Annotated in this window: 19 protein-coding genes; 8 read left to right on the forward strand and 11 right to left on the reverse strand. The window is 54.0% G+C overall.

Annotation, left to right across the window (positions count from 1 at the left end; translation table 11 throughout):
- Positions 1 to 43: 43 nt before the first annotated feature.
- Complete coding sequence (locus ACXAF0_RS03545) at positions 44 to 859, forward strand: hypothetical protein (protein ID WP_475343801.1); 816 nt, start codon at positions 44 to 46, stop codon at positions 857 to 859.
- Between the two features lie 18 nt (positions 860 to 877).
- Here the strand turns inward: ACXAF0_RS03545 and ACXAF0_RS03550 are convergent, their stop codons facing one another.
- Positions 878 to 1,246 carry a DUF1636 family protein gene (locus ACXAF0_RS03550; RefSeq protein ID WP_475343803.1) on the reverse strand — a complete coding sequence of 123 codons (369 nt, stop codon included), beginning with the start codon at positions 1,244 to 1,246 and terminating at the stop codon, positions 878 to 880.
- Positions 1,247 to 1,303: 57 nt separating this feature from the next.
- Complete coding sequence (locus ACXAF0_RS03555) at positions 1,304 to 2,182, reverse strand: LysR family transcriptional regulator (RefSeq protein ID WP_475343807.1); 879 nt, start codon at positions 2,180 to 2,182, stop codon at positions 1,304 to 1,306.
- A 156-nt stretch (positions 2,183 to 2,338) separates the two neighbouring features.
- On the opposite strand from ACXAF0_RS03555, the gene ACXAF0_RS03560 reads away from it, so the two are divergent.
- Positions 2,339 to 2,947, forward strand: a complete 609-nt coding sequence (locus tag ACXAF0_RS03560; RefSeq protein WP_475343811.1) for a glutathione S-transferase family protein — start codon at positions 2,339 to 2,341, stop codon at positions 2,945 to 2,947.
- Positions 2,948 to 3,079: 132 nt separating this feature from the next.
- Here the strand turns inward: ACXAF0_RS03560 and ACXAF0_RS03565 are convergent, their stop codons facing one another.
- The gene (locus ACXAF0_RS03565) at positions 3,080 to 3,748 is read right to left on the reverse strand and encodes a glutathione S-transferase family protein (RefSeq protein WP_475343813.1); all 669 of its coding nucleotides are present in this window, start codon (positions 3,746 to 3,748) and stop codon (positions 3,080 to 3,082) included.
- A 98-nt stretch (positions 3,749 to 3,846) separates the two neighbouring features.
- On the opposite strand from ACXAF0_RS03565, the gene ACXAF0_RS03570 reads away from it, so the two are divergent.
- Complete coding sequence (locus ACXAF0_RS03570; RefSeq protein WP_475343817.1) at positions 3,847 to 4,560, forward strand: TetR/AcrR family transcriptional regulator; 714 nt, start codon at positions 3,847 to 3,849, stop codon at positions 4,558 to 4,560.
- On the opposite strand, the gene dapE is transcribed toward ACXAF0_RS03570, so the two are convergent.
- From dapE to ACXAF0_RS03585, 3 genes are all read right to left on the reverse strand, one after another.
- Positions 4,561 to 5,700 (reverse strand): succinyl-diaminopimelate desuccinylase, encoded by a 1,140-nt coding sequence (gene dapE / locus ACXAF0_RS03575; RefSeq protein ID WP_475343820.1) that lies wholly within the window; start codon positions 5,698 to 5,700, stop codon positions 4,561 to 4,563. It lies immediately after the preceding gene.
- A gap of 152 nt (positions 5,701 to 5,852) precedes the next feature.
- Positions 5,853 to 6,698: a 2,3,4,5-tetrahydropyridine-2,6-dicarboxylate N-succinyltransferase gene (gene dapD / locus ACXAF0_RS03580; protein WP_475343822.1), complete on the reverse strand. Its 846-nt coding sequence runs from the start codon at positions 6,696 to 6,698 to the stop codon at positions 5,853 to 5,855.
- Positions 6,699 to 6,926: 228 nt separating this feature from the next.
- Entirely contained in the window at positions 6,927 to 7,622 is a 696-nt protein-coding gene (locus ACXAF0_RS03585; protein ID WP_475343824.1) for a pyrimidine 5'-nucleotidase, read from the reverse strand.
- Between ACXAF0_RS03585 and ACXAF0_RS03590 the strand changes: the two genes are divergently transcribed.
- Complete coding sequence (locus ACXAF0_RS03590; protein ID WP_475343825.1) at positions 7,621 to 7,752, forward strand: hypothetical protein; 132 nt, start codon at positions 7,621 to 7,623, stop codon at positions 7,750 to 7,752. The genes ACXAF0_RS03585 and ACXAF0_RS03590 overlap by 2 nt on opposite strands.
- Before the next feature lie 274 nt (positions 7,753 to 8,026).
- Complete coding sequence (locus ACXAF0_RS03595) at positions 8,027 to 9,637, forward strand: EAL domain-containing protein (RefSeq protein ID WP_475343827.1); 1,611 nt, start codon at positions 8,027 to 8,029, stop codon at positions 9,635 to 9,637.
- Positions 9,638 to 9,709: 72 nt separating this feature from the next.
- Here ACXAF0_RS03595 and ACXAF0_RS03600 read toward each other — a convergent pair whose 3' ends face one another.
- From ACXAF0_RS03600 to ACXAF0_RS03610, 3 genes are all read right to left on the reverse strand, one after another.
- Positions 9,710 to 10,591: a substrate-binding periplasmic protein gene (locus ACXAF0_RS03600; protein WP_475343829.1), complete on the reverse strand. Its 882-nt coding sequence runs from the start codon at positions 10,589 to 10,591 to the stop codon at positions 9,710 to 9,712.
- A gap of 175 nt (positions 10,592 to 10,766) precedes the next feature.
- Entirely contained in the window at positions 10,767 to 12,392 is a 1,626-nt protein-coding gene (locus ACXAF0_RS03605; protein WP_475343830.1) for a phosphoenolpyruvate carboxykinase, read from the reverse strand.
- A gap of 220 nt (positions 12,393 to 12,612) precedes the next feature.
- Positions 12,613 to 13,383, reverse strand: coding sequence for a HugZ family pyridoxamine 5'-phosphate oxidase (locus ACXAF0_RS03610; RefSeq protein WP_475343832.1), 771 nt, complete (start codon positions 13,381 to 13,383; stop codon positions 12,613 to 12,615).
- A gap of 400 nt (positions 13,384 to 13,783) precedes the next feature.
- Between ACXAF0_RS03610 and ACXAF0_RS03615 the strand changes: the two genes are divergently transcribed.
- Together ACXAF0_RS03615 and ACXAF0_RS03620 are read left to right on the forward strand one after the other, a co-directional pair.
- A complete protein-coding gene (locus ACXAF0_RS03615) occupies positions 13,784 to 16,036 on the forward strand; it encodes an EAL domain-containing protein (protein WP_475343833.1) in 2,253 nt (750 codons plus the stop codon).
- Complete coding sequence (locus ACXAF0_RS03620; protein ID WP_475343835.1) at positions 16,023 to 17,984, forward strand: sensor histidine kinase; 1,962 nt, start codon at positions 16,023 to 16,025, stop codon at positions 17,982 to 17,984. Before ACXAF0_RS03615 ends, ACXAF0_RS03620 begins: the two co-directional genes overlap by 14 nt.
- An 11-nt stretch (positions 17,985 to 17,995) precedes the next feature.
- On the opposite strand, the gene ACXAF0_RS03625 is transcribed toward ACXAF0_RS03620, so the two are convergent.
- Entirely contained in the window at positions 17,996 to 18,184 is a 189-nt protein-coding gene (locus ACXAF0_RS03625) for a DUF1289 domain-containing protein (RefSeq protein WP_475343837.1), read from the reverse strand.
- A gap of 136 nt (positions 18,185 to 18,320) precedes the next feature.
- A complete protein-coding gene (locus ACXAF0_RS03630; RefSeq protein WP_475343838.1) occupies positions 18,321 to 18,518 on the reverse strand; it encodes a CsbD family protein in 198 nt (65 codons plus the stop codon).
- A 498-nt stretch (positions 18,519 to 19,016) separates the two neighbouring features.
- Between ACXAF0_RS03630 and ACXAF0_RS03635 the strand changes: the two genes are divergently transcribed.
- On the forward strand, positions 19,017 to 19,634 hold the full coding sequence (locus tag ACXAF0_RS03635) for an RNA methyltransferase (protein ID WP_475343840.1): 618 nt from the start codon (positions 19,017 to 19,019) through the stop codon (positions 19,632 to 19,634).
- Positions 19,635 to 19,723: the final 89 nt, after the last annotated feature.

Here is a 19,723-nt window from a genome sequence, read left to right on the forward strand (position 1 = left end):
CATCGTCGCTATTGCGATGGCGCCGCTGTTGTGGATGAGGTTGATGTTTGGGAAAACTTTGGTAGCGATACGTTTTCTGTGCCACGCGGCTTTAACAGGCTTCGTCGCAGGTATGGCTGTAATTTTGTTCGGCGTACTGTCGGCAAAGGCTAACGAGCCTGTTCGGATCAAGGTCGGAGCCTATGAATATAGCGATGTGTTTTTCTATGAAAATGGCCAGCCAAGAGGAATTGCCCCGCAACTTATCGATCTTCTTAACGATTTTCAGAAAGACTACGAATTCAGACTCGTAGAAACGTCATCCCGTCGGCGTTATGAAGACCTTATGAGTGGCGAGTTTGATCTTATTCTCCTCGATAGTGAGAAATGGGAATGGCATTCATTTGATGTCCAGTTTTCAGATACGCTTTTGATCGAAAGCGATCTGTATGTCGCCCTTGCCGGTGGAGAGGACCCACAGGTTCTGTTCTCCGATGTGCTTCGCTATCCAATATTGTGTGTGCTTGGTTTTCATTACAGTTTTGCTGATTTTAATGCCGATCCGGCATTTCTTGAGGCAAACTATGATGTCTTGCTGCGCTATAATGAACAGGATGTTCTAAACGGACTGCTGGCCGGTGAAGCACCGATTGGCGTCATCTCTGCCGGATTCCTGACTACAAAGTTCAATGAACACCCCGAACTGATTGACAAGTTGGTGTTCAGTGTGATGCCAGATGCGCGATATGATCTTGTGTCTGTGCTGTCCGGTAAATCGGCAATATCGCCTGAAACATTCAATCAATTGATTGCTAAGCTAAAGGACAGTGGGGTTGCAGATCATCTATGGCAACACCACCATTCCGATTTGCCCGGATAGGGGGGACGCCAAGTGCATTTAGTCTAGTGGCGGAATGCGGGCCACGACATTACGGCGCAGGGCGTCTGGGCGTTCACGCCAGGCAACAATCCCCTTTTCGCTTTCGGCATATTTTGACGCCAGTTCGCACAGGTCATCAATCATGCTGTCGGGGTCGACATTGCCATAAACATATCCCCATTTGCCCGATCCGTTCAGCGCAACCGAGCAGCCGGACTTGCAATTGGTCAGGCATTCAACCGGTTTGAGATCAAATGGCAAATCACGCGTTGCACAGATTTCCTGTATGCGATCAAACAGTGTCTGACCATGTCGCGGATTGCTTGGTGCGTCGGCGTTTGAAGCGGTGCAGGTCGTGCAGATATTCAGGCGTGGCTTGGTCATCATGCGCGTGGGTCTATCCGGGATATGTTGATTTTGAGTTGGTGTAGGGCGCGCATCCAATCAGCTTGCTGCGGGTTTGGTCAAGTCATCTTCAAATTGATGGGCGACATATTTCTGAATGGCACTGGCAAGCTGGCGATTAACCAGCGGATGGGTATCATCGGCCAGCATCACGGCAACCCCGACTGCCGGAAGCGGCGGGAAGCCATCACGGGCATCGAGGATTTTGAATTCATCCGTCACGCTGGCGGCAGCAAGGGCGGCAACCCCAAGGCCGTCGCGCACCAGATGAAGCATCGAGGCCGCCTGGCGCGAGGTGGCATAAAGGTTGAACGCGCGATTGGACTTCGAAAAGGCATCAATCGCCCAAGCATGGAATTTGCAGTCCTCAGCCGGAAGTACGAGCGGCAGGGGATCAAGATGATGTTGATTATGGATCGGCGAGGTCATCCAGACCCCAGGTTCGTGACGCAGGAAATAACCTTCTTCGCCTTTTTCCGATCGGCTGATGATCGACAGATCAAGTTCGCCCTGATCAAGCATCCGGCGCAGAAGGATCGTCGGATTGACCGACACAAAAAAGCGCGCGGTCGGATGCACGGCACTGATGGCGCGCAGAACAATCGGCAAAATCTTTTGCGCGTAATCATCGGGGCAGCCGATGCGGATCGGGCGGGTGACTTCCTGCGAGCGTAACTGTCCCATCGCCTCGTCCGTCAGGCTGAGAATCCGACGGGCATAGCCGACAAAGGTGATGCCTTCGTGGGTCAGTTGGACATTGCGTCCGTCACGTTCAAACAGCTTGTTATCGACCAGTTCTTCAAGGCGTTTCATCTGCATGGAGAAGGCCGATGGCGTGCGACCAATGCGGTCGGCTGCACGGTTGAAGCTGCCGCATTCGGCAAAGGCGACGAAGCTTCTGAGCAGATCGGAATCCATGGCGCCTCCTTTGATCAGAAAATTTGATCAAGAATGTTGAACAATAAGGTCAAAACTATTCGATTGTCGGATTGCGATCCAGCGGCAAATATCAAACCCGGCCGGCCAATGCAGTTATCGAGTGTTCTCAACGCATGTGCCACAAGGATTATCACAATGATTTTGAATGACTATTTGATGTCGGGGAACGGCTATAAAGTCCGTTTGATGCTTTCGATACTGGGTCAAAAGTTCGAATATATCGAACGCGACATCATGAAAGGCGAAACCCGCACGCCGGAATACCTGGAAAAGGTCAATCCGAACGGCAAAATTCCCGCACTTGTCCTTGATGATGGCCGGAGTCTGGCCGAAAGCAACGCCATCCTGATCTATCTGGCTGAGGGGACCAATTTAATCCCCAAGGACGCCTATGAGCGGGCCGATATGATGAGCTGGCTGTTCTTTGAACAATATGATCATGAACCAAACGTCGCTGTTCTGATTTCCTGGTATGAGATCAAAGGTCTGCCGGACCATGCCGATATTCTGGAGCCGATGAAGCAGGCCGGGGCCAAGCGTGCGCTTGATCTGATGGAAAAACGTCTTTCAGGCCATAACTGGCTGGTGGGTGAGTCGCTGACCATTGCCGATATCTCGCTTTATGCCTACACGCATCGGGCCGAGCTTGGCAAAATCAGCCTCGAACCATATCCAGGCATTCGTGCGTGGCTTGATCGCATGACGGCCGTTCCGGGCTATGTGCCGATTACCTGGACGCCGTAAATCCAAAAAAAACAGCCACCACAAACAGGGATTTCGCCCAAGGTCGGGGGAAGTCGGGGAAGGGTTTCCCCGTCTGTGGTGGCTGAGGACCCTGACGTGACTAAGGGGAACGTCAGGGTGGCGGTACGCGGACTAGGCCGTTTTCAAAAGCTTTTCGGGTAAAAGCGGATCGGTCTGGGCGGCGGAACTGCGCGCCTTGAAAAGCTCAAAGGCGGTTTCGACATGGGGCGCATCGCCCAGCATTTCCGGCCCACCGGGCATCGCCACCAGATAATGGATCATTGGCATGATCATCATGTCGGGAATGGTGAAACGGTCGCCAAAAAGCCAGCCATCGGCGTAGGCCGCGTTCAAGACCTGCAAGTCATACCGGATGTGATCGGCCATCTTGTTCATCTGGATGGCAAAGCCCGGATCATGACGTTTGGCGTCCTCGGCAAAGACCATCGGAATGACGAAGTTGCGGATGATGTCCTGATCCAGCCGGGTCATGGCAAGGCTAATCCATTGGTTCATGCGCGCAATCTTTTGGGCACTTACCGGGCGCAGGAGTGGTCCCGGAAAGTTATCGTCGATATATCGGCAAATGGCCGCGGTTTCATAGAGAACAAACGACCTGTGGGTCAGGACCGGCACCTTGCCAAACGGGTTGCTTTGCAAAAGCTCCGACGTTGGCGGATGGCCGGGCGTCTGGACGTTACGACTGCTGAACTCAAATGCGATTTCCTTTTCAAGGCAGGCGATACGCACAGTTCGGGTCAGGCTGCTGCGCGGCATTCCGATGATTGTGATATCCGACATGACAAGCTCCAAGGGTGGCGACATGAACTTGCAGACAGGATTACGTCGCTCATAATATGTTCAAGAACATATTATCTAGGTGTGTCATGGTGGCCCTGTTGCCCAAACCGACATCCGATGACGTGATGGAGTTCGAAATGCCCTATGCGCCGACACACAAAGCCAAAACCCGCATTCGCATCGTCAATGCGGCGAGTGCGCTTTTTAAAAAATACGGCTTTGAAAACATCACGATTGATCAGGTGATGGCGGGGGCGGGGCTGACACGCGGCGGGTTTTACGCGCATTTCAAGAACAAGGAAGACCTGTTTGTTGCCTGTGTTGAAAATGGCATGTCGCTTTTGTCTTCGCCGGTACTGGCAAAACTGCGCAAGGCAGAGATGTCCGGAAGGGACTGGGTCACATCTTTTGCCGAACTTTATCTGTCACGCGCCCATATCGAGAACCCGGACCTTGGATGCGCCTTGCCGACCCTGTCGACGGAAGTGTCGCGATCGGGTGATCAGGCCCGCAAAGCGTTTTCAAAATTGATTGATCAGGCATCGGGAAAGCTTGCCTGGAAACTGGCAAAGGAAGACGGGGTTGCCGGCATGGACACACCCGTCCCCGTCGATGGCGAGACAGAACTGCCGGATGTTCCTGACGACTACCGCACAGAAGCGACATCGATGCTGGCGATGATGGTCGGGGCTGTGGTTTTAAGTCGTGCGGTTGATGCCAAGATTGCCGAGGATATTCTGGGCGCCACGCGCCATACGATCCTGCAATCACGTGATCGGTTACCGACACAGGCCGGTCAGAAAACAGGCTGATCAGTCGTAAAAACCGGACAGGATTTCCGCGTAGATTTTCACAAGGTTTTCGATGTCATCGACCATGGCATGTTCATCGACCTTGTGCATGCTTTGCCCGACCAGACCAAACTCTGCGACTTCGGTGTATTTCTGAATAAATCGCGCATCGGACGTGCCGCCTGTCGTGCTCATTTCCGGGCGTTTGCCAGTGACCTTTTCCGAGGCATCGGCAATCAGATTGGCGAGTTTGCCCGGATTGGACAGGAAGGCTTCGCCGGAAATCTTGACTTTGAGGTCATACGCGCCGGCATGCTCGGCACAGACATCCTCGATCCATTTTTTAAGATCCGCACCCTTGTGCTGATCATTAAAGCGGATGTTGAACGCCGCACTGACCTTGGCCGGAACAACGTTGGTTGCGGCATTTCCGGCATCAACCGTGGTGATTTCAAGGTTGCTGGGCTGGAAATGATCGGTGCCCTGATCAAGCTCGCGGGAATTTAGAACATCAAGCGTCTTGATCATGCGTGGGACCGGGTTGTCGGCCAGATGCGGATAGGCGACGTGGCCCTGTGCGCCATAAACCGTCAGCCAGCCGGTGATGGATCCGCGACGGCCAACCTTCATCATCTCGCCGAGATGTTTCGGGTTGGTCGGCTCACCTACTAGGCAGGCATCGAATTTCTCGCCTTCCTGATCGCACCATTCGACCAGTTTGACCGTGCCATTGATCGCATCGGCTTCTTCATCGCCGGTGATCAGGAACGAGATCGATTCATCAAAATCCGGATGGGCGGCAAGGAACACATCCACACCGCCAACAAAGCAGGCGATGCCGGTTTTCATATCCACAGCACCACGGCCAAACAGACGACCATCAATGACCTCGCCGCCGAACGGATCAACCGTCCAGGCACTACTGTCGCCGGCGGGCACAACATCGGTGTGACCGGCAAAACAGAAATTGCGGCCCTCGGTGCCAAGGCGGGCATAGAGATTGTCGATGGCATCACTGCCATCACCCACAAAGACCTTGCGCGTGCAGGAAAATTCCCGTGCCTCAAGCGCCTTTTGCAAAACATCAAGCGCGCCTTCATCGGCAGGTGTTACCGACGGGCAGCGGATCAGGGATTGTGCAAGTTCAAGGGCGGTGGACATTGGCATTCTCGTGGTCTTTGGGGGGCGCGAAAATAGGAATTTGCACCTATTTTTATGTTTCACGTGAAACAAAATAGGAACAAATATACATTAAAGGGCGAAACAGCCATCCGTTTCGCCCCTTATATCATGATCGCTTCGCGGACTGGAAATCAGTCGCGCAGAAGTTCGTTGATCGAGGTTTTCGAGCGGGTCTTTTCATCAACGCGTTTGATGATAACCGCGCAATACAGGCTCGGCCCCGGGGTGCCATCGGGAAGCGGTTTGCCCGGAATGCTGCCCGGAACGACAACCGAATAGGCCGGAACGCGGCCGACAAAGGTTTCGCCGGTGGTGCGGTCGATGATTTTGGTCGATGCGCCGATGAAGACACCCATCGATATGACGGCCCCTTCTTCGACGATGACACCTTCGACGATTTCCGAACGCGCACCGATAAAGGCATTGTCTTCGATGATGACCGGGCCGGCCTGAAGCGGCTCAAGCACGCCACCGATACCGGCACCACCTGAAAGGTGAACGTTTTTACCGATCTGGGCGCATGATCCAACCGTTGCCCAGGTATCAACCATGACACCGGTATCAACATAGGCGCCAAGGTTCACAAAGGACGGCATCAAAACGGTGCCCGGTGCGACATAGGCCGAACGGCGCACGATGCTGCCCGGAACAGCGCGGAAACCGGCAGATTTAAATTCGGCGTCGCTCCACCCTTCGAATTTGGACTGGACCTTGTCCCACCAGTTGGTGTTTTCGCCCGGACCGCCTGCGATGGTGGTCATGTCATTGAGACGGAAAGACAGCAGGACCGCCTTTTTGGCCCACTGATTGACAACCCATTTGCCGTCAATCTTTTCGGCAACACGCAGTTTGCCGGAATCCATGGCGCCAAGCGCCTGTTCAACAGCCTTGCGGATTTCGCCCTGCGTGGCGGAATTGATTTCGTCGCGGTTTTCCCATGCGACGTTGATCACGCCTTCAAGCTCGGTTGTGTTCATTTTTCGAAGGTCCTTGCGGTCAGCCAAAATTGCGTCGGCGGAGAATGGTCAAACCCGGCCATGAAGTCAACTCCGCCAGTTTACGTAGAAATGCCTGTTTCAGGCAGATTTCCGTTCCTGATCCCTTTCGCCCATCTATCCCATTTGGGCGCGCGATAGAAATAGCCGATCACAGGGCCAAGCTCAATCCTGGAACGATGACAAATTGGCCTTTTGCGCCGGGTTTGCTTACGCCCCGTTGGAAAGACCACGCAAGAAGCCGACAAGGTCGTCGGTTTCATGGTCAATGCGCGGATCATCGCGCCCATCCTGCGCCCATTCGATATCGGTATGCACCCAGACGGTGGTCATGCCCATATCCTTGGCCGGCAGAAGGTTTTTGGCCATGTCTTCGAAATAGACCGCACGGGTCGGGTCGATGCCATCGCGCGCCAAAAACAGGTCATAGGGTTCTTGCTTGGGCTTGGGGATGTAATCGGCATCTACAATGTCAAAGATGGTTTCGAAATGATCGGCAATACCCAGACGATCCATCACCCGTTCCGCATGACCGCGCGACGCGTTGGTGAAAATCAGTTTGCGTCCCGGAAGGCCATCAAGTGCACTGGCAAGATCGGGGGCCGGGTCCACCACCGACAGATCAATGTCATGGACCTTGGCCAGATAATCGGCCGGATCGATTTCATGTTCGGTCATCAATCCGCGGAGCGTGGTGCCATAACGATGGAAATAGTCCTTTTGCACCCGATAGGCTTCGCTGGCCTCAAGCTTTAGCGCATCGCGCACATATTGCCCGATCAGATCGGAAACCTGTGAAAACAGGTTGCACGCCGCCGGATACAGCGTGTTGTCGAGATCAAAGATTAGCACGCTGTCATCATCAACGCGGGGCAATGCGGATGTGCGTTTCGAGGCGGTGGTCATGAGCTGGGGCCTTCCGGAATATGCATGGGTGGTGGTGCGCGCGAGCGCGCTAACCTTTGTAAGCGATCCTTACGGTCTTGCAAACCATCAGGATCACCCGGCGGTCTTTGCGCGGTCATTTGATCTTTGAGGATGCAAAAGGGCGTTGGGATTTGGTCTTCAACGTCTGGTCTAGGCGCGATTATCCGTTCGCATAGGAAATTGCGGTTTGTAAAACCCTTGTTAAGCAGAAGCGGCGAAAATGACCGAAAGCCATTAAGGCAATCAGGGTGGTTTCCATGTTCGGGGGAAGGGGAAATCGCTTTTAGATCCGGGCAGCGTGAGAGGGTGCATTGGAGAAAGTTTTAAAGGCTCGAACAACCGAACTGCGGAACGAGCGAAACCGTTTTGCCGCATTGGCGTTTGTGTGGGGGGATCTTCTTCTTGAGCTGGATGGGGATCTGCGCATTGTTTTTGCATCCGGCGCGTCAGACGGAATTCTGGGCCATCGCCCGCAAGACCTTGCAGGGACATCTTTCACCCAGTTTCTGGCAAAGCAGTATCGTCCGCTTGTAACCGAGATGTTGCAGGTTGCGCGTCGGCGCGGGCGGATGGACAATATTCAGGTCCGCTTTGACCAGAAGGGCGACATGCTAAGCCCGCCGGTTTCCATGAGTGGCTATTTTCTGCCTGATCTTGGCGATCATTTTTTTGTCGCCCTTCGTGTGGCGGTCAATAGCCTGTCACCCGATATCGTGGCCACGCTTCAGCGCGATAACGCCACAGGTCTTCTGGATGAAGAAAGCCTTTCAAAGGTCGTGACCGAACGGCTTGTCGCCCAACGTGAAACCGGGGCAGAGCATAAATTCACCCTGATGACGCTGAATGCCTTTGATCCGCTTTGCGAACGGATGCAGAAAGTCGAACGGGCCGAGCTTATGGCAAGTGTCGGGGCGTTTTTGCGTGCCCATTCGGTGGCCGGTGATACGGCCGGACGCTTGGGCAAAGAGCAATTTGGCATGTTGCACCGCCCGGATGTTCCGATTGGCGAGCTTGAAAACCGCATTTCCGAATGCGTGCGCGATGCCGATCCGGCTGGGGGCGGCATCAAGGTCAGTTCCACCGTGACCGATTTTACCGCCGAACTTATTCCGCCGGGTGATCTGGCGCGCGGGGTTTTGTATTCCATCCGGCGGTTCTGTGATCGTCAGGAACACAGTTTTACCTTTTCGCGCCTGTTGGGGCAGGCGGACAATCTGGTCAATAGTACCTTTTCGGCGATGCAGGATTTCGGCACGCGGATCGATCAATTGAAATTTGATACGGTCTATCAGCCGATCGTGCGTCTGCCGACAGCCGAAATCCACCATTTCGAGGTCCTTGTCCGGTTCTATGATGATGACGGCAAACTGATCCCGACCCAGGAACTGGTCAATTTCGCCGAGCAGGTCAATCTGGTGCACCGGCTTGATCTGGCCATGCTGCGCCGGAACCTGAAATGGATCAGATCGCAGCTTGATCTGGGGATTACGGCCCGCGTAGCGGTCAATGTTTCCGGACATTCATTGGAAAACCCGGATTTCTGCCGGTCGGTGATTGCGTTGTTTGAGCGCAATCGCGATACCCTTGGTCAATTGATGCTTGAGATCACCGAAACCGCGGAAATCAACGATATTGATACGGCAGCCAAATGGATTGCCCAGTTCCGGGAATTCGGGATCGAGATCTGCCTTGATGATTTCGGTACTGGCGCGTCGAATTTCCGATATCTGAGTGCAATGGACATTGATTATGTCAAGATTGACGGGGAATCGATCCGGCAATCCACCAAAACGGCCAAGGGATTGGCCTTCCTGCGTTCGCTGGTTGATCTGTGCCACGATATCGATGTCGAGGTTGTTGCCGAAATGATTGAAACCGATAAGATGCGCGACCTCGTCACCAAGGCGGGGTTTGATTTCGCGCAAGGCTATCTGTTCGGAAAGCCTGAAACCGATATCACGCTTTATTGGCGCGATGCGATTTTCAGGCGCTAGGCCAGCATCGTCCAAGAGCGTCATCCATGATGAGTGTCCCGGCCGTCTGGACGTGATGATGATTGCGCGCGGTCAGTCCTGTAAGGGATCAATCTCTTCGTTGAAGACACCGTATCTTGCGAGAATGCGGTCATAAATGCCGTTTTCGCGAATTGCGACAAGACCGGCATTAAGTTCGCGCATCAGGGCTTTCGGGTTTTTGGCCTTGCGCGAGATGCAGGAAAAATACGGATTGTTGGAAATCACTTTGGACCGGATCAGCTCACGATCGCCAATTTTGCGATCTGCCTTGTGGAGCTGGAAATCCATTGGCGCCTTATAGGACAGCGCGACATCCAGTCGCCGTGTCAAAAGCATATCAAGTAGGGTGGCTTCGCTGTTCACAAGCAGGACATCCAGTCCGGCTTCGCGTGCCCTGGCCTCAAGGCTATAGCCATTGATGACCCCGATGGTCATGTTCTTGGCATCTGCAATTTTTTCAAGCCCGCCAAGGGCCCTGTCGCCGATGGCATAAAACGCGACCCGGACATGGCCGAGCAGATAAGAATAAAAAAGGTCTTCCTCGCGTTCAGGTAGGTAGCTACACGAACACAGCCCATCGACCTGCCCGGTTCGGGCCAGGAAATAGGCCCGCTGCCACGGATAGAACGGGGTGATCAGGGTGATATTGCGGGTGGCAAATGCCGCACGCAGCACCTCGATGTCATAGCCGGGCAAGGGCGCGTTCGAGGCAATCTTTGACGGCGGGAAGGGATTGCAGGCCAATGTGACGGTCGGCTGGTTGCCCGCCGGCGGGATCAGGGAATTCTGGGCAGATGCCGGATCGGTCGTGCCAACCAGAAATAGGACACAAACGATCAGTGCGATAAAGGTTGCCATTGCGCACAGCATTTGGCGCCGGTCAATCGCGCGGTTGTGCAAATGGCAATCCTGAGAACGTTCGGCCCAACTCATCGCGATCGTGTTTGAACTATTCCAAAAAAATCAACGAGATCAAAATGCTATCATGTTTTAGGTGTGATGTAAGAGTTGAATCGTGTCAGGGTGGTCGTCAATCAAGGCGCGATAAATGAAAAGGCCGGTGATGAACACCGGCCTTTTGCAAAAAAACGTTCGATATGCGCGCCGATTATTCGGCGGCTTTTACTTCCGCGCTGTTGCGGATGGCCGCTTCGCGGACGTCGTCGGTGACATGTTCTTCGAACTTCGCGAAGTTCTTTTCGAACAGGCCGGTCAGGTTGGCAGCGGCCTTGTCATAGGCGGCCTTGTCGTTCCAGCTTTCACGCGGGTTAAGAACGTTTGCCGGGATGTCGCCGCACGCGGTCGGATAGGCCAGACCGAAGAACGGGTCGGTTGCGAAGTCGGCATTTTCCAGATCGCCATTGAGCGCTGCATTAAGCAGGCCACGGGTATAGGCAATCTTCATGCGCGAACCAACGCCATAGCCGCCACCGGACCAGCCGGTATTGACCAGCCAGCAATTGGCTTCGTGTTTTTCCATCATCTCGCCAAGCAGCTTGGCATAGACCGACGGATGACGCGGCATGAACGGCGCACCAAAGCAGGCAGAGAATGCCGCGGTCGGTTCCTTGACACCTTTTTCGGTGCCGGCAACCTTCGCGGTGTAACCCGACAGGAAGTGGTACATCGCCTGTGCCGAGGACAGTTTTGCGATCGGCGGCAGAACGCCAAACGCATCACAGGTCAGCATGATGATGTTTTTCGGATGGTTGCCACGGCCGTCTTCCGATGCGTTCGGGATGAATTCGATCGGATAGGAAGAACGGGTGTTTTCGGTGTGACGGGCATCGTCGAGGTCAAGCTCGCGCGACTGCTTGTTCATTACAACGTTTTCAAGAACGGTGCCGAAACGCTCGGTCGTGGCGTGAATTTCCGGTTCTGCTTCCTTGGAAAGCTTGATGACTTTCGCATAGCAGCCGCCTTCGAAGTTAAAGACGCCGTCTTCACCCCAACCATGTTCGTCATCACCGATCAGCGTGCGCGACGCATCGGCCGACAGGGTGGTTTTACCGGTGCCCGACAGGCCAAAGAAGATGGCGGTATCGCCGTCCTTGCCCATGTTGGCCGAGCAATGCATCGGCATGACGCCCTTGGCCGGCAGGATGTGGTTGAGAACCGAGAAGATCGATTTCTTCATTTCGCCGGCATACCAGGTGCCACCGACGATGACCATTTTGCGCTCAAAACTGACCATGACGAAGACTTCGGAGCGGGTACCGTCGACTTCCGGATCAGCCTGAAGGCCAGGTGCATGCAGAATGGTGAATTCCGGCGCGAAGTCGCGCAGTTCTTCTTTCTGCGGCTGGATGAACATGTTACGCGCAAACAGGTTATGCCATGCGTTTTCGTTGATCACACGCACCGGCAGGCGGAAACGCGGATCGGAACCGGCAAAGCAATCCTGAACGAACAGTTCGGTGCCCTGGAAATATGCGCGCACTTTCTGATACAGGCGCTCAAATACTTCGGGGCTGACCGGGCGGTTTACATCGCCCCAATCGATATCTGCCTTGGTGCTTTCTTCTTCGACGACAAAGCGGTCAAGCGGGGAACGGCCGGTATGTTCGCCAGTCAGGGCGACAAAGGCACCGCCTTTGGCGATTTTGCCTTCGTTGCGACGGATCGCATGTTCATAAAGGCCTGCAGCGTCAAGGTTCCAGTGAACGGCGCCAAGGTTTTTGAGGCCATGAGTTTCAAGGCCTACACGGCTGACAACGGGTCCTGATTGCAGCACGAATCTCTCCTGGTGGGAATTAAAAGAGCTGGGGGTTAATGTCCTATTGCACACAACAAATTGTGGGTAATCCGTCGTGTTGAGACATATTGTTACAAAGGTGTCTTAAAAGCAACCGCTCCTTTTGCCTAATACCTAGGAAAACGTACGGTTTTTTGCATTTGCGAAAATAACATTTTCAGGGTCGCGGCTTTAATGTTCGGAATGCAAATAGTCCGATTTATGCGCGCGAAATTTTGCACATTTCGACCAAAATATCGCGTGCGTCACCCGGAGTCCCGATCGGTTTCGGGAAGTCGATTCTGAGCGGAGTGCTTTCCGGTGAATTGGCAGCCAAAATCATGCCGTCGCAATCAATAGACTGCATCTGCCAACCGGCTTCGGGGTCGGCCGTGGTGTAATGCCCGACAATATCGCACAGGGCATCAAGATGATCGGCATTCATGTGCGCGATGATTCCGTCATGGCCATCAATCAGGGCACTGACATCGGCAGGAATGAATTTGTCACCGCCCAGTCGGCGTTGTTTGCCAAATCCACCGACCCAATAGATCGCCTCGACATCCATCCGGTAAAAGGCGAAATCAGCAAAATCGGCATATTGGGCGGCGTCCGGATGGGCGTGCAAATAGCGCTGACGGATCCGTTTCAGACCGTTCGGATCGGTAACATCGCGCGCGCTGCCAAAAACGGTCAGTCGGGCCGTGTCGGTCTGGATGCCGGTATCCGGGGTGGCAGGGGCAACCAGATCGGCCGCGGTCACCAGCAGGGAAACACGGTTATCTGCCTTGATGTGACGGGTGTGATCAGCAAGCTCGGAAATCAGCAAGATCGGGCTGCCATCAATGTCACAGGCCGGGACCACCATGGAGGCCTTTGGCCAGCCGTCATCAAGCTGTTTGTGGTCATGTGCAATGGTCGCAAGCACCCCGCGCGCTGCACGCCGCAGCATTTGGCGCAGGGCGGATGAGGATGGAGCTGTGTCAGGCATCTTTCGGGTCATCCATTTCGTTTCTCAACAGATATCGCCAAGCGTCCTTGCGCGCAACCGAACGCCATTCAACTATTTTTATACGTGTAAAATCAATTCACTTCATAACCCAAAGGTTGAAAATCGGCGTGTCGTTCGTACGTGTAAATGCAGGCAGATATCCAAAGATCGCCTTGCGTTAGGAGAAAGCCACAAAATTTGCGTGATGACGGTCTGGAACGTCGGCTCAACCGATCCTATATCGAAAATTAGCAACCTCTATATAGACGTATAGTTTTATAGTGGAAAGTTCGTTTCGTGCCTGTGCAAGGGTGTTCTCTGTCCACGCCCCAATAACAATAAGCTTTTGGCCGAACGACTTTTCGGGCGTGCCACGGTGCATGAACAAGGGGAAAAACATTTGGTAGAGTCGGCAACGATTGAAACCTGGCCGTCCAAGACAGGTTCATATATCGAAAATGAGCCCAAGACAGATGCCCATACAGATGCGAAATGGCGCATCCTGGTTGTTGATGATGACACGGATGTGCATGAGGCAACCGATTATGCGCTTTCGCGGGTCAAAATCCTTGGACGCCCCCTTGAACTGACTCACGCCTTTTCGGCCGCCGAAGCGTTGAAAATCCTGCATCAGGAAGCCGATATTGCGGTGATCCTTCTCGACGTTGTCATGGAACACCCCGATAGCGGATTGCGTCTGGTTGAGGAAATCCGTGCCGAGGGGTACCGGGAACAACGCATCATCCTGCGCACAGGGTATCCCGGTGCTGCCCCGGAAAAAGTGGTTATTCGCGATTACGAAATCGAAGATTACTGGTCCAAGGACGAGTTGACGCGCATGCGCCTTGTCACGTCGCTTACGACGGCGATCCGAACCGTTGATTATATCCGCGCGCTGAAGGGAACGCGCGCCGGTCTGGAAATGGTGATCGAAGGCACGCAGCATCTTTATCAGAACAAGAACCTTGATCTGTTTGCCGAAGGTGTCCTGACACAGCTTGCCGCGATCTTGCGTGTCAGTCCGGCTGGCGGGATTTGTGCGTTGGCCGAACTGCCCGACAGTGAAGACGAGTTGGTTGTTCTTTCGGGAACCGGCCGGTTTACCCCGCATGTTGGAAGGAGGCTGTTCGAGGTCGATGACATCGATAAGGATCTGGTTCTTGAAAGTTTGAAAAATGGTCGAGGACCAGTGGTTTCCGGCGACAAGATGGTATTTAGCCATCAGAGCGAGACCGGTCGGCGGTTGCTGATCTATTTTGTGCATGAGCAAAGCCTGAGCCAGCAAGACATTGTTCTGACAGAGCTTTTCGTTACAAATCTTGCGATCTGTTTTGATAACCTTGCCTTGATCACCGAACTGGGCGAACTGGCATTTGTTGATCAGCGGGTCGGGATTCCCAATCAGAATGCCTTTGATCGGGAACTGATGAATGTCACGCGTGGTGACAGCAATCATGCGTTGGTCGCAATGGTTTCGATAGAGGATGCCGCCGAGCTCGTTGTTGCGTTTGGCGTCAATTACTTCGAAGAAATCATGAATGCCGTCTATCAGCGTTTGCACAGTATTGCCGGTAACACTGTGCTGGTGGCCCGGGTTGCGGAATACACATTGGGACTTGTTGACAGTACCGGCGAATTCGAAGTTTCTGCGGCTGAGAAAATCTTTGACGAGCCGTTCGAGGTTGCCGGAAGCCCGGTGGTGGTTCGGGCCACCATTGGCGTGGTGCGTGGTAACTCGCAGGGGCGATGCTCAAGCGATATTCAGCGTGCCGCACGGCTGACCCTGTTAAAACAAAAACAGAAAGGCCCGGGCGGGACGGCAGAATTTGAACCGTCCATGGCTGATGACGTGCAGGACACGCTACGTCTGATTGGCAAGCTGCGTCAGGCCGTTCAGGATCGTCTCCTGACCTTTGTCTTTCAGCCCAAGATCCGATTGGGTAGCGAACGTGTTGTCGGCTACGAAGTTCTTTGCCGATGGACAGATGATGGTGTTCCGGTTTCGCCCGGCCGGTTTATCCCGGTTGCCGAGCGGGCCGGCCTGAGTGACGATATCACCTTCCAGTGTCTTGAGGCCGTCAGCGATCTGAACCGGTCCTTGCAACAGGAAAACCTTCCTGCGCTTAAGGCGGCGGTGAACCTTGCCGCGCAAGATATCGGTAATATGGACTTCGTCGAAAAGTTGCTTGAAGCCTGTCATGAGCTTGGGCTTGGTCCGGAATTGATATGCTTTGAAATCACCGAGACCCAGCATTTCACCAATGATGGTGAGGCCATAGCGTGTGTGCAGAAACTGGCCGAAGAAGGGTTTGAACTTTGGCTTGATGATTTTGGTACCGGATATTCGTCCCTGACGCATCTTGATATTCTGCCGGTGTGCGGCATCAAGATCGACAAGTCCTTTATCAGCGTGCTGTCGGCGGAAAGTCATGCAACCCATGTGGCTGAAACAGCAGCAGGGATTGCGCAGACGCTTGGCATTGATTGCGTTGCAGAGGGCATAGAAACCCGCGAACAGCACAAGTTCTGCCAAAGCCTTGGTGTCGAGTTTGCCCAAGGGTTCCTTTATAGCGCCGGACTTGCGCCCGACGAGTTTGTTGCGTGGCTGAAAGACCGGAACCTGAATGGGCGGGCAAACGATGACAGAAACTGATCCGTGGGCCGTGACCGATCAAAATGCAGCCATCCCCCTTGTTGACGGGTGGGATTCCCGATGGTTTCAGAATGGCTATTTCTGGCGTATCACGGCGGGTGTGGCGTTGGCCGGGGCGCTGCTTTTCCTTGGCCTTATGGCGTTCTGGATTGAGGTGGAAAGCAGTCGCGAAGACGAACAGACCGTTCGCGGTCTTGTGGTCGATGTGACCCATCGTTCCGCAGACATTCGTCAGTGGTACGAAACGTCGATTCAGACCTTGCATACCTCGATGTTAAACCCGGCAATCCAGAACTTTGAGGCCCGCCCGGGTGACGCGATCAACTATTTTCGCCAGCTTGCCATGGAAGTCCAGCGGTTCAGTCAGCTTCGGATCCTGTCGCCAAGTGGCATGGAAGCGGTAAGGGTTGATGCGCGTGAGCGGGATGTCATTGTCACATCCGAAGAAGAACTTCAGGACAAGTCGGGCAGATACTATTTCGAGGTGGCAGAAACCCTGCGTCCGGGGCAGGTATATGTCAGCAAGCTCGACCTGAATGTTGAAAATGGCGAGATAGAACAGCCCCTGCGTCCGACCGCACGACTTGTCGCGCCAATTACAACCGACGAACAAACCATTGTCGGGTATTTCGTCGTCAATCTGGATATGGCCACACCCCTTGCAACATTTGGTGTGGCAAGGGGGGGTGACACCAGAACGGAGCTTTTGAACCCCGAAGGCTATTGGCTTGCCGGGGCGCAGAACGATCTTAATTGGGGGTTCATGCTTGAAGCAGGGACGACGCTTGCCCGGTCAAACCCGGATCTTTGGCGTCGTATCGCGTCGGTCGAGGCACAGGCCGGTTTCGAATTTGAAGACCGTCTTTATGAGGTTGAAACCCTACCGGTTGAAAAGCTGCTTTCGAGTGTTTCCGAGGGAATTGTCCTGGCCGAAGAGCCGCGTTTGCACTTGATTTCAAGTGCGCCATCTTACCAGGCCTGGTCGGGAAACATAAAGATCATGCTTGTTTTTGTGACCTTCATGCTGGCGTTGATTTTCGCGGTGTCGGCCGGGATCGGTTTCCTGATGTTGCGTCGTCGCCAGGCCGCAAAGCTTCAGACCCTGCTGACACGGGATCTGATGGTTCAGGGTCGCCATGCGGCCCTTGGCCGGATTGTTGCCGGTGTTTCTCATGAGATGCGCACACCGCTTGGCAATGCGCTGACGGTCAGCACAACCATGTCCGCGGACCTTGAAGAGCTGCAACAACGTCTGATGAACGTAGGTGACGTTGATCAGGAACGCATCGAGATGATTGAAGCTTTGTTGGATGGCAACAGGATCCTTCAAAAGAACATCCAGCGGACCAGAGATCTTTTGAAACACTTCAACGAGACAGCAACTGATCAAATTGTGCATACCCAGCGTGTTTTTGATCTGACCAAGGTCGTCACCGATCTGGTCAGAACGCTGCGCAATCAGCTTGAAAAAACCGGTGTGCAGCTGAGCACGACTTTGCCCCTAACCGCGCAAATGAAAAGTTATAGCGACGCGGTCGATCAGGTGATCCTCAATCTGATCATGAATGCCCATCAGCATGCGTTTGTCGGGCGTGAAAAAGGTGTGATCAGTATCCGGGTCAGCGCGCGTGACGCGGATTATTACCTTTTGGAAGTTGCCGATGACGGGATTGGCATTTCTTTGGAAGATCAGGACAGGATTTTCGAGCCGTTCTATTCGATTAACGCGTCAAGCAGTGGCACGGGCATGGGGCTGGCGATCGTGATGAATGTTGTGCAAAACACGTTGGGGGGGCAGATCAAGGTTTCTTCCATGCCAGGGGCTGGGACGGTTTTCCAGATTACCTTGCCAAAAACAGCCCCGACACGGGCGGCAAAACAGGAAAGTCCGTTTGCAGTTGCAGAAGAGCCAGCACTGACGTTGCCAAATCCAACCGGGACAGTTTGATCCGTAATTGATCAGGTGGCGGGAACTTCTTTTTTGACTGAGACGCGGCGTTGCTTTGCCTTGGCGATAATACGCTTTTTGTTGCCGTCGCTCATGCCCATCCAGGCGCCAATTTCATCGCCGGTGCGATAACATCCCATGCAATAGCCCGATTTCGGGTCGAGCACGCAGGTGCCGATGCAGGGGGATTTGACGAGCATGATGATGGGCCTGTAAGCGGGAAAACAAAGAACTCAGATGCATAAAAAGCAGTTTCGCGCGCCCGGATCAAGGGGGGGATGATCCAGGCACGCGAAACGAACCGGGGGATGTCCGGTTATGCATTCGTCGGGGAAGTTATAGTCTGTTGAACCATTCACGGACCTGACGGTCGGCTTCCTCGCGTTCAATGCCATAAGCTTCCTGAATGCGTCCGACCAGCTTGTCCTGCTGGCCATCAATGGCATTGACGTCATCGTCGGTCAGGCGACCCCATCGTTTTTTGACGTCACCGGTAAGCTGTTTCCAACGTCCTTCGATTTGATCCCAATTCATGGTTTTCTCCTGCTTTGGTTGACGGTTTGCTCGTTTGTTTGGCGTTTTGCCATCTGTGAGAGTCAACGACAGAGCTGCGATCATGTTCCAAATCGATTTGGGTTTGAGGTGATCACCATGGCCGGTGGTGTGCTTGCCTTATCGCGCCCGGGGGGGTATAGCCCCCTAGGGTCAAAACTCATTCAAATCACCACTCCGGCAACGGATATGAGAGAAAAAGCTAGGAAAAGCCCGCCGAGGGGGGTGGTCCCCGGTCAAGGGATTTGACGCAGAGGCTTTCTCTCATAGCCGCTGTCCCCTTCGGATCTCCCGGATTTGCACGGGCTATTTTGTCGCAAAATCTTGAAAGATGTAGATCTTCCTGCGATTTTGCTCCGCATATCCGCACAAATCCGGGAGACCGGTGTGGTGATTTGAATGAGTTTTGACCCTACGTTTTCATGGAGTTGTTTTCGCATCAGGTTGGCATCGGCCGGTTGGTGCGGCACGGAGGAAGATATGCGCGGCTATTTCGGGATTGGAATTGAAGGGGCAAGCAAGCCTTTGAATGTGGGCACCCTGTTTCGTTCTGCCCATGCCTTTGGCGCAAGCTTTGCGTTTACGGTGGATGCGGCCTTTCGTCAGGAACGCTCCAACATTACCGATACGTCAAAGTCGGGCGAACAGATGCCCTACTACCACTTCCCGGATCACGAACACCTGTTTCTGCCGCAAGGCTGCCGGATGGTCGGTGTTGAACTGACCCCCGATGCGATTGAATTGCCAAGCTTCAAGCATCCGTCGCAGGCGGCCTATATCCTGGGGCCGGAACGCGGCAACCTGTCTGATGAAATGCAGGAAAAATGCGATTTCATCATCAAGATCCCGATGAGTTTCTGTGTCAATGTGGCGATTGCGGCCAATATCGTGATGTATGATCGCGTGATCAATCTGGGCCGGTTTGCCCCGCGCCCGGTGCGCGCCGGTGGCCCGACCGAACCCCTGCCCGAAACGCATTATGGTGGTTGGATTTCGCGCACGCGCGAAAAACGCAAAGGCGATCCGGAAAAATTCCGTCAGGCTCCGCCGCCGGATTACTCCGTCATTGATGGCTCCCTGGATGATGATGACGCCTGAGTAAGGCGATCGATACCTGAAAAAAAGAAGCAACGGCCGCGAGGGAGGAGCACGGCCGTTGCTGTGTGTGATCTGCTGGTTTCTGTGCC

The sequence above is a fragment of the Thalassospira sp. ABD4_177 genome (assembly GCF_056160125.1).

Excerpts from the sequence above, each read along its gene's own strand:
- ACXAF0_RS03600 (WP_475343829.1), bottom strand. The coding sequence starts at position 10,591 with ATGAGTTGGGCCGAACGTTCTCAGGATTGCCATTTGCACAACCGCGCG.
- ACXAF0_RS03630 (WP_475343838.1), bottom strand. The coding sequence starts at position 18,518 with ATGAATTGGGATCAAATCGAAGGACGTTGGAAACAGCTTACCGGTGAC.
- ACXAF0_RS03550 (WP_475343803.1), bottom strand. The coding sequence starts at position 1,246 with ATGATGACCAAGCCACGCCTGAATATCTGCACGACCTGCACCGCTTCA.
- ACXAF0_RS03590 (WP_475343825.1), top strand. The coding sequence starts at position 7,621 with ATGAGCTGGGGCCTTCCGGAATATGCATGGGTGGTGGTGCGCGCGAGC.
- ACXAF0_RS03555 (WP_475343807.1), bottom strand. The coding sequence starts at position 2,182 with ATGGATTCCGATCTGCTCAGAAGCTTCGTCGCCTTTGCCGAATGCGGC.
- ACXAF0_RS03610 (WP_475343832.1), bottom strand. The coding sequence starts at position 13,383 with ATGCCTGACACAGCTCCATCCTCATCCGCCCTGCGCCAAATGCTGCGG.
- ACXAF0_RS03585 (WP_475343824.1), bottom strand. The coding sequence starts at position 7,622 with ATGACCACCGCCTCGAAACGCACATCCGCATTGCCCCGCGTTGATGAT.
- ACXAF0_RS03620 (WP_475343835.1), top strand. The coding sequence starts at position 16,023 with ATGACAGAAACTGATCCGTGGGCCGTGACCGATCAAAATGCAGCCATC.
- ACXAF0_RS03560 (WP_475343811.1), top strand. The coding sequence starts at position 2,339 with ATGATTTTGAATGACTATTTGATGTCGGGGAACGGCTATAAAGTCCGT.
- ACXAF0_RS03545 (WP_475343801.1), top strand. The coding sequence starts at position 44 with ATGTTTGGGAAAACTTTGGTAGCGATACGTTTTCTGTGCCACGCGGCT.
- dapE (WP_475343820.1), bottom strand. The coding sequence starts at position 5,700 with ATGTCCACCGCCCTTGAACTTGCACAATCCCTGATCCGCTGCCCGTCG.
- ACXAF0_RS03635 (WP_475343840.1), top strand. The coding sequence starts at position 19,017 with ATGCGCGGCTATTTCGGGATTGGAATTGAAGGGGCAAGCAAGCCTTTG.
- ACXAF0_RS03625 (WP_475343837.1), bottom strand. The coding sequence starts at position 18,184 with ATGCTCGTCAAATCCCCCTGCATCGGCACCTGCGTGCTCGACCCGAAA.
- dapD (WP_475343822.1), bottom strand. The coding sequence starts at position 6,698 with ATGAACACAACCGAGCTTGAAGGCGTGATCAACGTCGCATGGGAAAAC.
- ACXAF0_RS03565 (WP_475343813.1), bottom strand. The coding sequence starts at position 3,748 with ATGTCGGATATCACAATCATCGGAATGCCGCGCAGCAGCCTGACCCGA.